We start from the raw sequence: 11,734 nt of genomic DNA, 5'->3' as shown, positions 1-11,734 counted from the left end.
GGGGAAGTCGTGGGCCTTGTTTTCGAAGACAGCCTCCTTCTCCTTCCCCGGCCGCAGGACGAACGGTGTCGGCGGCTGGCCCGGCAGGATGGCCGTGAAGGTGATGCCCGCGGGCTCTGCGGTGATCGTCGTGCGTTCGAGTTGAACGGGCTTGCCGGGCCGGATGGTTTCGGTCAGTCCCGCCAGGCCGCTTCCGTTCGCATACCAACTCTCGCGGGTTACGACGCCGTCCTTTGTCTCGCTCCAGACGCCGTGCATCCAGCCGAGCGTCTTGAGCAGAGGCACGGGCTGGGGCGCCGGCGCAGCGTGCGTGGCGGTGGCGATGGTCAGGGCGGCGAGGGCGATGAGGTAGCGCATGCCCAAGCTCTATCGCGCGCCGTCCAGCCCGGCTTGTACGTTTGCGTCAGGCGGCTGCGAGGCTGGTGGCCAGGCCCCGGTCGGCCTTCACGAACTCGCCCGGCGTGCAACCCAGGAAGCGTCGGAAGTCGCGGGCCATCTTCGGATGGTCGAAGTAGCCGGCGGCCTGCGCCGCATCGGTCCAGCTCGCGACCTTGGGCGCCTCCAGCGCCTCGAACACGCGCCGGAAGCGGACGATCGAGGCCAGCATCCGCGGCGGAACGCCCACGGCGTTCACGAACCGCCGCTGCAGCACCCGCGGCGAGAGTCGCGCGGTCTCGCAGAGCTCGGCCTGGCTGAGGCGGCCGTCGCTCTCCCGCAACCGCGCCACGACGACGGCGATGGCGCGGTCGTGGAACCGTGCGTCGATCCGCGCCTCCACATGCGCCGCCACCAGCGCGAGCCGCGCCGCCTCGTCCGGCGCGCCGCCCAGATCGGGCGGGTCGCCGATGGCGATGCGCTTGTCGGTGAAGGGGTTGGCGTGGCTGCGCAGGTAGGCCGGCGCCCCGGAGGTGCGGAAACGCACGCCCACGACGCCCGCAGGCTCCCGCGCCAGGAGGTGGAGCGGCCGGGTGAGCTGGCCTGCGAACAGCATCCCCGGCTGGGGCCGCCAGTCGCCGCCGACCCGCTCGAGGTAGGGCGTCCGCCAGTGGAAGATCAGCTCGCTCCGCCCGTCCGGCGCGATCCGCTGCGCCTCGCCCGTGGCCGGCCCCTCGAACACCCACAGGCAATGGACGTAGGGGGCGAGCGCCTCGGGAGCCGGGAACTCGGCGTACCTCACGGCTTGCGCCGCACGCGGAAGAAACTGCGCAGCAGCTCGCCCGCCTCCTCGCCCAGCACGCCGCCCTCGACGCGGGGCCGCCAGTGGCAGGTGGGCTGCTCGAAGAAGCGCGGACCATGTACGACCGCGCCGCCCTTGGGATCCTCGGCCCCGAAGACGACGCGGCCGATGCGGGCGTGGCTGATCGCGCCGGCGCACATCGCGCACGGCTCCAGCGTCACGTAGAGGGTCAGGTCCGTCAGCCGGTAGTTGCCCAGCTTCGCGGCGGCCGCCCGCAGGGCCACGATCTCGGCGTGGGCGGTGGGGTCGTGCGATCCGATCGGCTGGTTCGCGCCGACGGCCACCACCTCGCCGCTCGCCGCATCGACGACGACGGCGCCCACCGGCGTCTCGCCGGCCGCGGCGGCGGCTTGCGCGGCTTCGAGCGCGATGCGCATTGTCCGGCGATCATGGTCCACGATCCCCTCAGACCCCAGCCGGACGACGACGGTCAAGACACGACCGCGCGCAGTGAGGATGGAGAACGCGTCGCCAAGCTGCTGGCGCGGGCCGGCGTCGGCTCGCGGCGCGACGTCGAACGGCTGATCGGCGAGGGCCGTGTCGCCATCAACGGCCGCACGCTGGACACGCCGGCGACGAAGGTCGCGCCCGGCGACATCGTCACGCTCGACGGCGAGGTGGTGGGCGAGCCCGAGCCCGCGCGCCTCTTCCGCTACCACAAGCCCGTGGGCCTGGTGACGACGCACAAGGACCCTGCCGGCCGCCCCACCGTGTTCCAGGCCCTGCCGGAGGGCCTGCCGCGCCTGATCTCCGTGGGCCGCCTCGACCTCAACTCCGAGGGCCTGCTGCTGCTGACCAACGACGGCGAGCTGGCCCGGGCGCTGGAGATGCCGTCGACGGCGATCGTGCGCCGCTACCGCGCCCGCGCGCACGGACGGACGACCCAGGAGCGGCTCGACAGGCTGCAGGCCGGCGTCACGGTCGAGGGGGTGAAGTACGGGCCGATCGAGGCCAGGCTCGACAAGGCCAAGGAGGGCCCGCAGGGGGCGAACCTCTGGATCACCGTCACCCTGCACGAGGGCAAGAACCGCGAGGTGCGCCGCGTGCTGGAGTCGATCGGCCTGAAGGTGAACCGCCTGATCCGGCTCGCCTACGGGCCGCTGGCCCTTGGGACCCTGGGCGTCGGCGAACTCGAGGAGGTTGGTCCGCGCGTCGTCCGCGAACAGTTCGCCGAGCACATCGACCCGGCCAACCTGCCCACCGGCGACCGGCCGCAGTACCGCACGCCGGCCAGGCAGCGCCGCCGAGAGCAGGACGCGGCCAAGGTCGAGGCCGCCCGGCCTCAGCCCGCCGAGGCCAGGGAGAAGAAGGAATACAAGGCCGGCTGGGCCAAGCCGAAGATCAAGGCCCGCGCCCACCCCGCGCCAAAGCGCAAGGCCTCCAAGGGTCCGTCCGGCGAGGCCAAGCGCCCCGAGCGCGCCGCTAGACCTTCTGGATCTCAGCCGGCCGCCGGCCCTCGTCCAGGCCCGCGCGGGCCGAAGCCGTCCCCATCACGGCCAGGAAGCTCGCCCGCTCGTCGGCCAGGCCCTCGGCCACCGGGCGGTCGAGGGCCGCGCGGGTGAGCCGCTTGGCATAGGCCACGCCCTCGGCGCCCTTGGCCTCGAACTCGGCGGCGATCTCCAGCGCGCGGGCCAGCGGATCGGCGGCCAGTTCGTGGACCATCCCGATCGCGTGGGCCTCGGCCCCGGTGAACGTCAGCCCGCGCAGGATCACCTCCAGCGCCCTGGCCTCCCCGATCACCCGCGGGAGCCGCTGGGTGCCGCCCCCGCCGGGGAAGATGCCGACCCGCGTCTCGGGCAGGCCGATGGCTTCGGCCCTGGGGTCGGCGATGCGCAGGTCGCAGGCCAGCGACAGTTCGAAGCCGCCGCCCATGCAGAGCCCGTTGATCGCCGCGATCACAGGCTTCGGCGCCGCGGCGATCAGGTCCGCGAGCGCCAGGAACCCCGTCTCCGGCGGCCCGTCGGCGGGCGGCGGCGGGGGCCGGTCCTTCAGCGCCTCGCCCATGCTGGAGAGTTCGTCGACATCGTAGTGGCGGATGAAGATGCCGGGCAGCCCGCCGGTGATCACGACGCACCGCACCGCAGGATCGGCGGCGAGCGGTCGGAACAGGTCCAGCATCTCCTGCGCGCCCGTCGCCGTCATCGTGCCCCAAGGCGGGTTCGCGTAGGTCATGACCGCGGTCCCCCTGCGGCGCTCCACCGTCACCAGGCCCATGGCCGGGTCCTCCCGTCTCTTGATTGTTGCCCGAAACCTTGGAACGGGAGGGCGCGAGCCACAAGGAGGCGCGGTTTGCGCATCGTTTCAGGGGAATTCCGCGGCAAGGCGCTGATCGCGCCGCAGGGCGAGGCCACGCGCCCCACCTCGGACCGCGCCCGTCAGGCGATCTTCAACATCCTGGAGCACGCGCCCTGGAGCGGGGGCGTGCGCGGGCGGCGCGTCATCGACCTCTTCGCGGGCTCCGGCGCCCTGGGCTTCGAGGCCCTGTCGCGCGGCGCCGACTTCTGCCTGTTCGTGGAGACCGACGAGGCTGCCCGCGGCGCGATCCGCGAGAACGTCGACGCCATGGGGCTGTTCGGCCGCACCCGCGTCCATCGCCGCTCCGCCATCGACCTCGGCGCGCGCCCCGGCGTGGACGGTCCGGCGTTCGACCTCGCCTTCCTCGACCCCCCCTACGCCAGGGGGCTGGGAGAACAGGCGCTGGCCCGCCTCGCCGAGGGCGGCTGGCTGGCCGGGGGCGCCATCGTCGTGTTCGAGCGCGGCGTGACGGAACCGGCCTTCGACACGGCAGGCTACGAGCCCCTCGACGCCCGCGACTACGGCGCCGCGCGGGTGCATTTCCTGCGGTTCGCGGGCGCCTGACGGTCCGTCAGGCCGGCCCCAGCAGGCGGGCGATCCAGGGCGGCGTGGCCGCCTGCCGGAAGGCGATGTGGGTGCTGTCGTTGAACGAGGCGAGCGCGAAGCCGAAGCGGCCCCAGAGCCGGGCGAGGGCCTGGCGCGAATAGAGCGTCACATGCCCGTTGCGCGGGCCGACGTACCACCAGCCAAGCCCGAAGCTGGCGAAGTCCGCCGGCTGGGTGACGGTGCCGATGACGGCCGCGCCGTCGTCGGTCAGCAGGCTGGCGATGTCCTCTGCGCCGCCCACCGGATCTGGCATGTGCTCCAGGGTCTCGAAGCAGGTGATCAGGTTGAAGCGCCGGTCCGGACGCGCCGCGAAACGCGGCGTGAACGGGTCGTAGGTCTCGCAGCGGTAGCCCGCCTCGCGCAGCACCTCGGCGAATCGGCCCGTACCGCCGCCGTAGTCCAGGACGTCGAGCGCGGCGCGGTCGGCGGCGAAGGTCGCGGTCACCGTCGCGGCCATGCCTTCGGGACGCTTCGCGACGTAGTCCGGGTCCACCTGGATGTAGCTGTCATTGTAGACGTGCGCCTCGAAGTCGGTCTGGGTCCAGTCGTCGAAGGTGTCGGTGAACACGAGGCCGCACGTCCCGCACTGGCGGTACTGCACCGGCACGCCCGTCCGCGGCAGCCGCAGGCCGCGGGCGTCTTCGCAACTGCGGTTGAAGTCCACGATGCCGGTCGGGCGCGCCTCGCCGCCGCAGATCTTGCAGGCCGCGGGACCGGCGCCCGGCGGCCGCAGCTTGCGTGCGAGGTCTGGACGGATCGCGCCGGCGTCCACTAGCGGCGCCCGAACAGGCGCTCGATGTCGGCGAGCTTGAGTTCGACGTAGGTCGGGCGGCCATGGTTGCACTGGCCGGAGTGGGGCGTGGCTTCCATCTGGCGCAGCAGGGCGTTCATCTCGGGCGCCGTCAGCCGCCGGCCCGCGCGCACGGAACCGTGGCAGGCCATGGTGGAGCAGACGTCCTCCAGCCGTTCCTTGAGCGCCAGCGCCTGGCCGTTCTCGGCGAGGTCGTCGGCGATGTCGCGGACCAGCCCCGCCGCGTCGGTCTCGCCCAGCAGGGCCGGCACCTCGCGCACGAGGATCGCGCCGGGCCCGAAGCTCTCGATGACGAGGCCCAGCGCCATCAGTTCGTCCGCGCGCGCCACCACCCGCTCGGCCTCCGCGGGATCCAGTTCCACCACCTCGGGCAGCAGCAGCGCCTGGCGCGCGACGCCGCCTTCGCTCAATTCGCCCTTCATGCGCTCGTAGACGAGGCGCTCATGGGCGGCGTGCTGGTCGACGATGACCACGCCGTCGCGGGTCTGCGCCACGATGTAGGTCTCGTGGACCTGCGCGCGCGCCGCGCCCAGAGGGTGGTCGACGGGATCGAACGCCGGGGCTGCGCCCGGCCCCTGCTCGGCCACGCCGGGAGCATAGGCTTCCTCCGAACGCGCGGAGACCTCGGAGAGGCCCGGGATCGCCTGCGCCAGCGCGGCCGCGGCGTTCGGCGCCCAGCCGCCCTGCGCCCAGGCCGAGAAGCCGCCGCCCGAGGGCCGCGGCGGCGGATAGGGCAGCGTCTGCGGCCGGAATCCGCCCAGCGCCGCCATCGAGACGGTCGTCGAGGCGCGGTGTCCGGCGCCGGCCAGCGAATGGCGCAGGCCGCTGACGATCAGGCCGCGCACCAGCCCCGGATCGCGGAACCGCACCTCGGCCTTGGCCGGATGCACGTTCACGTCGACCAGCGTCGGGTCGAGCTCGAGGTAGAGCGCGCAGGCCGGGTGCCGGTCGCGGGCCAGGAAGTCGGCGTAGGCGCCGCGCAGTGCGCCCTGCAGCAGCCGGTCGCGCACCGGGCGGCCGTTCACGAACAGGTACTGGTGCGCGGCGTTCCCCCTGTTGTAGGTCGGCAGGCCCGCGTAGCCGGTGAGCCGGACGCCCTCGCGCTCGTGGTCGATCAGCAGCGCGTTCTCCGAGAACTCGCGACCCATGACGGCGCCCAGCCGCGCCAGGCGCCCCTCGTCGCCCGCCGCCTCCGCGGGGAGACGCAGCGTGCGCCGTCCGTCGAGGTCGAGCGCAAAGCCGACGGCCTCGTGCGCCATCGCCTGGCGTTTCAGCTCCTCGCCGATCGCCTGGCTCTCCGAGCGCTCGGACTTCATGAACTTCAGTCGCGCGGGCGTGGCGTAGAAGAGGTCGCGCACCTCCACCCGCGCGCCGTGCGGGCCCGGAAAGCCGGCGGGCGTCACCTGGCCTACTGCGCCGCCTTCCACGAAGATCGCGTGCGCGTCCGCCATTCCGCGGGCGCGGCTGGTGATCGACAGGCGCGCGACCGAGCCGATCGACGGCAGCGCCTCGCCCCGGAAGCCCAGGGTGGCGATGCGCAGCAGGTCGTAGTCGCCCGCGTCGTCCGGTGCGAGCTTCGAGGTGGCGTGCCGCTCCACGGCCAGCGGCAGTTCCTCGGCCGTCAGACCGGCGCCGTCGTCGGCCACCAGGATGCGGGTCAGTCCGCCGCCGTCGGCCTGCACCTGGACTTCGCCGGCGCCGGCGTCGAGCGCGTTCTCCACCAGCTCCTTGACCGCGCTGGCCGGCCGCTCCACCACCTCGCCGGCGGCGATGCGGTTGATCAGTTCGGGCGGGAGGCGGCGGATCGGCATCGGATTGTCTACATAGTACGATTCCGAGGAGCCTCCTGTCCGTGCTGAAACGCCTCCTGATCCTCACCGCGGCCATCGGCCTCGCCGCGCTCCCGGCCGCCGCACAGGGGCCGCCCACCTCGCCGGCGCCCGGCCCCGCGGACGATCCCGACGCGACGCTGGTCGAGGAACTGGTGGTGCGCGGACGCCTCCCGGGGCCGGCGTGGTGGCGGGTCGAGGACGCGGACACGACGGTCTACGTCCTGGGCGTGCCGTCGCTGGCGCCCAAGCGCATGCAGTGGGACCGCTCCATCTTCGAGCGCCGCCTGCAGGGCGCCAACGTCGTGGTGCTGCCGTTCGTGAACGTGCGCGCCAAGCTCGGCGGCTCCATCGGCACGGCCTTCAACCTCATGCGCCTGAAGTCGGGCGGCCCGTACGAGAACCGGCTGGACGCCGCCACGCGCGCCCGCTTCGTCGCCGTCCGCACCCGCCTCGGCCAGGACGCCAGGCACTACGGCACCGGCAACCCGCTGGCGGCCGGCGTGCAGCTCGCCATCGACTACCGGGACCGGAATCAGCTCACCAACATGGACCCTGCCAAGCTGGTGCGCCTGCTCGCCCAGCAGCGGCGGGTGAAGGTTCAGGAGAAGAGCTACGACCTGGGCGGCCAACTGGGCGGTATCGCCCGCACGCCGGCGAACGTCGGCCGCCTCTGTTTCGACGAGGTGCTGAGCCAGGCCGAGGCCGGCCCCGGCGTGACGCTCGCCGCCGCCCGCGCCTGGGCCGAGGGCGACGTCGAAGGCGCCCTCGCCAACGAGCGCACCTACGAGCGCTGCCTGGCCGCCGTCGCCGGGGGGCGCACCTACGACGAGCGGACCAAGGCCGACACCGCGGCGGCGATCACGAGCGCGCTGCGCCAGCCGGGCCACGCCATCGTCCTGGTGCAGTTGCGGCCCCTGCTCGCCCAGGGCGGCGTCCTCGACCGCCTCCGCACCCAGGGCCTGACCGTCAAGACGCCGGGCGAGGAATAGGAACGACGAAAAGCACGAAAGTGCTTCTCCGCGAGCCTCCGCGAAAGCGGAGGCTCAGTCGTCTTTGGAACCGCGGAATACGCGGAAGAACGCGGAATCAGCGCCGACGCCTTCCGCGCCATTCCGCGGTTCCTTGAATCAGTCAGGCGCCGCTTCGCGGCCTGATGCGGACACGCGCTTTCGCGCTTTTCGTGGTTCCTAGAGGCCCGGCAGCTTGATCTTCGACTTGCCCTGGCGCTCGATCACGACGGCCTTGTTGCCCGTCAGCTTGGCGATGCGCTCCTTCTCGGAGGCGGCGTCGATGGGGGCGTTGGAGCCGTCGAGGGCGGCGGTCTTCTGGACCGGCTCGGACGAGGCCTCGTCGCCCTTCTTCCAGAACATCACCCGGTCGGCGAAGCTCTTTTCCTTGTGGGCGATGTCGCCGAACTCGTCGTCGACCACGTAGCGCACCAGCGGGTCGGCCTTCTCGGCGCCGGCCTTGGCGACCAGCAGCTTCTCGCCGTCCGAGCGCTGCTCGGCTTCACGCTGACCGAGGAGGGCGTTGCGGGCCGCGCTCTCGGGCTGCAGCTCCTGCGGGCGCGGCTCGCCGGGGGCCGGCGGGCGCAGCGCGTAGTCGGGCGGCACCACCAGCGGCGCCTTGGTCACCACCCGGAATTCGTCGGGGGTCACCTTGCTCATGCCCAGGGCCTTCTGGGTGGACTGGCAGCCGGCGAGGCCCGCGGCTGCGACCAGGGCGGTCGCCACGAACAGTCGGTTCAGGTTCATGTACCTAGAAGACTCCCAAGCGCTTCCCCGACGAAAGCGCATCCGGTTTCAGTATTGCCGCATTCCGTGGCCGGAAAGCGGCGGCGGATCCCGTTCCGAGCGGATGGAGATAAACCAATCCCGCCGGGCCGCCAACGGCCTCAGGCAGCGCGTTGTGGCCGCAGGCTGTCCCAGAGCAGCAGGATCACGCCGATGGTGATGCCGCTGTCGGCGACGTTGAAGATCCAGGGGAAGAAGCCCAGCCGCTGCACGTCGATGAAGTCCACGACCGCGCCGAAGCGAGCCCGGTCGATGGCGTTGCCGACCGCGCCGCCGATCACCAGGCCCAGCCCGACGGCCGAGAGCAGCCGCGTCTGGTTGCGCGCCCAGAAGCTGAGGAGCACCGCCACGCCCACCGAGAACACCACCAGCCCCCATCGCACGATGTCGTGGCCGGCCTGGAAGAGCCCGAAGCTGACGCCCTCGTTCCAGATGCGGGTGAACTGAAGCGGCCACATGACCTCCTGCGTCGCCCGCTCGGGCAGGCGCAGGACCTCGAGGATCCAGTACTTCGTCGCCTGGTCGAGCAGGATCACCGCCGCGGCGATGGCGAACGCGCGCCAGCCCCAGGCGGTGACGCGGGGCTCGGGCCGGGCGGGTTGCGCAGCCTCGGTCACGCGGCGTGCTCCGCGTCCCAGGCCTCGACCGCGTCGTCGCAACGCTCGCAGAGGAATTTCGGCGCGCTGACCTCGGGCAGCACGCGCCAGCAGCGGGCGCACTTGTGGCCGCTCGCCCTGGCCGCCTCGACGCCGACGCCGGGCGAGTCCGGCAGCGTGAAGGCGCCGCCGGTCCCGGCGGCGAGGTCGGCGGCGCTGGTGCGGAACACCTCGGCCGCATCCAGGTCCTCGAAGGCCGCCATCAGCGCCGCGTCGTCCACGCGGACGACCGGCGCGGCCTCCAGCGCGGCGCCCATGCGTTTCTCGCGCCGCTCGACCTCCAGGGCGCCGGTGACGACGGAGGTCACCTTCTGCACCTTGGCCCAGCGCGCGGCCTCGGCGTCGTTGCGCCACTCGGCCGGCGTGGTCGGGATGACGCGCAGGCTGTTGGAATGCGCCTGCGGGAAGCGCGTCAGCCACGCCTCTTCCATCGTGAACGGGATCAGGGGGCTCAGCCACGCCGTCAGCCGCTCGAACACGGCGTCCATCACCGTGCGGGCCGCGCGGCGGCGCAGGCTGTCGGGGCGGTCGCAGTAGAGGGCGTCGCGGCGCACGTCGAAGTACAGCGCCGACAGGTCCTCCTGGCAGAAGTCGAGGATCGGCCGGATCACGTCCTGGAAGACATAGCCCTCGTAGCCCCTGCGGACCTGCCCATCGAGCTCCCACAGCCGGTGCAGGATGTAGCGCTCCAGCGGCGGCATCTCGGCCAGTTCGACCGCCTCGTCGGGCGAGAAGTCGCTGAGCGCGCCCAGCATGTAGCGGAGGGTGTTGCGCAGCTTTCGATATGCGTCCGACGTGGTCTGCAGGATCGTCTTCCCGATCCGGCTGTCGTCGGCATAGTCGATCATCGAGGCCCACAGGCGGATGATCTCGGCCCCGGACTCACGGATGACCACCTCGGGGTCGACCGTGTTGCCCTTGGACTTGCTCATCTTCTCGCCCTTCTCGTCCATGGTGAACCCATGGGTGAGGATGGCGTCGTAGGGCGCGCGGCCGCGCGTGCCCGAGCTTTCCAGCAGCGAGCTCTGGAACCAGCCGCGGTGCTGATCGGAGCCTTCGAGATAGAGGTCGGCCGGCCACCGGGTATGGGCGCGGTTCTCCAGCGTGAAGGCGTGCGTCGAGCCCGAGTCGAACCAGACGTCGAGGATGTCCTCGACCTTCTCGTAGCGGTCGGGGTCGTAGGTCTCGCCGAGGAAGTCGGTCACCGGCCGGTCGAACCAGGCGTCGGCGCCGTCCCGGGCGATGGCGTCGACGATGCGCCTGTTCACCGCCGGGTCGTGCAGCGGCTGGTTCGTCTCCTTGTCGACGAACATCGCCAGCGGCGCGCCCCAGGCGCGCTGGCGGCTGATCAGCCAGTCGGGCCGGCTCTCCACCATGGCGCGGATGCGGTTCTTGCCCTGCGCCGGGTAGAAGGTCGTGGCCTCGATCGATTCCAGCGCCGTCTCGCGCAGGGTGCGGCCGGCGAGCTGCGGGGTGTCGATCGGCTCGTCGATGCGAATGAACCACTGTGGGGTGTTGCGGAAGATCACCGGCGCCTTCGAGCGCCAGCTATGCGGATAGCTGTGCTCCATGCGCCCGCGGGCGAGCAGCCGGCCGGCCTCGATCAGCTTCTCCATCACCGCGCCGTTGGCCGGGCCGAACTTGCCGGCCTTCTTGCCCTCGGTCTCCAGCACCTTCACCCCCGCGAACAGCGGCACATGGCTGTAGTAGGCGCCGTCGGGGTCGACCGTCTCGGGGATCTCGCGATGCCCGTGCGCCAGCCACACGAGGTAGTCGTCGGCGCCGTGGCCCGGGGCGGTGTGGACGAAGCCCGTGCCCGCGTCGTCGGTCACATGGTCGCCGCTGAGCAGCGGGACGCCGAAGCGGTAGTGCTGGTCCAGGTTGGCCAGCGGGTGCTCGCACTCCATGCCCTGGCAGTCGATCGTCTCGACCCGGCGCGCCCTGGCGATCTTGGCGGCGGCGAAGACGTCCTGCGCCAGTTTGTCGGCCACGATCAGCCGGTCGCCCGGCTTGGCCCAGGGCTCGAACTCGAGGCCCTCTTCCATGGCCTCGACCTGGTAGACCCCGTAGTCGATGGCGTCGCTGTAGCTGATCGCGCGGTTGGCCGGGATGGTCCAGGGCGTGGTCGTCCAGATCACCACCGAGGCGCCGCGCGCCGCGTCGCTGCCTTCGGTCACCGGGAACTTCACCCAGATCGTGGGGCTGACATGGTCGTGGTACTCGACCTCGGCGTCGGCCAGGGCCGTGCGCTCCACCGGGCTCCACATCACCGGTTTCGACCCGCGATAGAGCTGGTTCGACGCCACGAACTTGTGGAACTCGGCCACGATCGCGGCCTCGGACGAGTAGTCCATGGTGGCGTAGCGGTTCTCCCAGTCGCCGATCACGCCCAGGCGCTTGAAGCCCTGTTTCTGCACCTCCATCCAGTGGGCGGCGTAGTCGCGGCAGAGCTTGCGGAACTCGGCCTTGGAGACCTCGTCCTTGCGGCGGCCCTTGGCGCGCAG

Annotated in this window: 11 protein-coding genes and 1 pseudogene; 3 read left to right on the top strand and 9 right to left on the bottom strand. The window is 72.0% G+C overall.

From position 1 onward, the window contains the following. The 3 genes from JNL41_RS06005 to tadA form a co-directional block, all read right to left on the bottom strand. Window positions 1-357 (bottom strand): DUF6265 family protein (locus tag JNL41_RS06005; protein ID WP_293473368.1); only part of this gene is annotated, 357 nt, incomplete at its 3' end. A 46-nt stretch (window positions 358-403) separates the two neighbouring features. Further along, a complete protein-coding gene (locus JNL41_RS06000; protein WP_293473367.1) occupies window positions 404-1,177 on the bottom strand; it encodes a helix-turn-helix domain-containing protein in 774 nt (257 codons plus the stop codon). Beyond that, window positions 1,174-1,614, bottom strand: coding sequence for a tRNA adenosine(34) deaminase TadA (gene tadA / locus JNL41_RS05995; protein WP_293473366.1), 441 nt, complete (start codon window positions 1,612-1,614; stop codon window positions 1,174-1,176). The genes JNL41_RS06000 and tadA overlap by 4 nt, the downstream gene beginning before the upstream one ends. Window positions 1,615-1,626: 12 nt before the next feature. On the opposite strand from tadA, the gene JNL41_RS05990 reads away from it, so the two are divergent. Next, window positions 1,627-2,799, top strand: coding sequence for a pseudouridine synthase (locus JNL41_RS05990; protein WP_293473365.1), 1,173 nt, complete (start codon window positions 1,627-1,629; stop codon window positions 2,797-2,799). Here the strand turns inward: JNL41_RS05990 and JNL41_RS05985 are convergent. Continuing rightward, window positions 2,756-3,379, bottom strand: a pseudogene (locus JNL41_RS05985) (enoyl-CoA hydratase/isomerase family protein); the annotation flags it as partial. The gene JNL41_RS05990 and the pseudogene JNL41_RS05985 overlap by 44 nt on opposite strands. A gap of 147 nt (window positions 3,380-3,526) precedes the next feature. On the opposite strand from JNL41_RS05985, the gene rsmD reads away from it, so the two are divergent. Continuing rightward, window positions 3,527-4,096, top strand: a complete 570-nt coding sequence (gene rsmD / locus JNL41_RS05980; protein ID WP_293473364.1) for a 16S rRNA (guanine(966)-N(2))-methyltransferase RsmD — start codon at window positions 3,527-3,529, stop codon at window positions 4,094-4,096. 7 nt (window positions 4,097-4,103) lie between these two features. On the opposite strand, the gene JNL41_RS05975 is transcribed toward rsmD, so the two are convergent. Then, window positions 4,104-4,910 (bottom strand): class I SAM-dependent methyltransferase, encoded by an 807-nt coding sequence (locus JNL41_RS05975; RefSeq protein WP_293473363.1) that lies wholly within the window; start codon window positions 4,908-4,910, stop codon window positions 4,104-4,106. After that, window positions 4,910-6,760, bottom strand: coding sequence for a DNA mismatch repair endonuclease MutL (gene mutL / locus JNL41_RS05970; RefSeq protein WP_293473362.1), 1,851 nt, complete (start codon window positions 6,758-6,760; stop codon window positions 4,910-4,912). The genes JNL41_RS05975 and mutL overlap by 1 nt, the downstream gene beginning before the upstream one ends. A 41-nt stretch (window positions 6,761-6,801) precedes the next feature. On the opposite strand from mutL, the gene JNL41_RS05965 reads away from it, so the two are divergent. After that, window positions 6,802-7,770, top strand: a complete 969-nt coding sequence (locus JNL41_RS05965; RefSeq protein ID WP_293473361.1) for a TraB/GumN family protein — start codon at window positions 6,802-6,804, stop codon at window positions 7,768-7,770. Between the two features lie 198 nt (window positions 7,771-7,968). On the opposite strand, the gene JNL41_RS05960 is transcribed toward JNL41_RS05965, so the two are convergent. The 3 genes from JNL41_RS05960 to ileS form a co-directional block, all read right to left on the bottom strand. Beyond that, on the bottom strand, window positions 7,969-8,535 hold the full coding sequence (locus JNL41_RS05960) for a DUF3035 domain-containing protein (RefSeq protein WP_293473360.1): 567 nt from the start codon (window positions 8,533-8,535) through the stop codon (window positions 7,969-7,971). A gap of 140 nt (window positions 8,536-8,675) precedes the next feature. Next, entirely contained in the window at window positions 8,676-9,191 is a 516-nt protein-coding gene (gene lspA, locus JNL41_RS05955) for a signal peptidase II (protein WP_293473359.1), read from the bottom strand. Beyond that, on the bottom strand, window positions 9,188-11,734 hold a 2,547-nt coding region (gene ileS, locus JNL41_RS05950; protein ID WP_293473358.1), incomplete at its 5' end, for an isoleucine--tRNA ligase. The genes lspA and ileS, both read right to left, overlap by 4 nt.

The sequence above is a fragment of the Phenylobacterium sp. genome (assembly GCF_016793285.1).
Lineage (GTDB): Bacteria > Pseudomonadota > Alphaproteobacteria > Caulobacterales > Caulobacteraceae > Phenylobacterium.
Note: the sequence above shows the minus strand (reverse complement) of the source record. Positions and strands in the feature narration are given on the sequence as shown.

Excerpts from the sequence above, each read along its gene's own strand:
- tadA (WP_293473366.1), bottom strand. The coding sequence starts at position 1,614 with ATGCGCATCGCGCTCGAAGCCGCGCAAGCCGCCGCCGCGGCCGGCGAG.
- JNL41_RS05990 (WP_293473365.1), top strand. The coding sequence starts at position 1,627 with ATGGTCCACGATCCCCTCAGACCCCAGCCGGACGACGACGGTCAAGAC.
- mutL (WP_293473362.1), bottom strand. The coding sequence starts at position 6,760 with ATGCCGATCCGCCGCCTCCCGCCCGAACTGATCAACCGCATCGCCGCC.
- JNL41_RS05960 (WP_293473360.1), bottom strand. The coding sequence starts at position 8,535 with ATGAACCTGAACCGACTGTTCGTGGCGACCGCCCTGGTCGCAGCCGCG.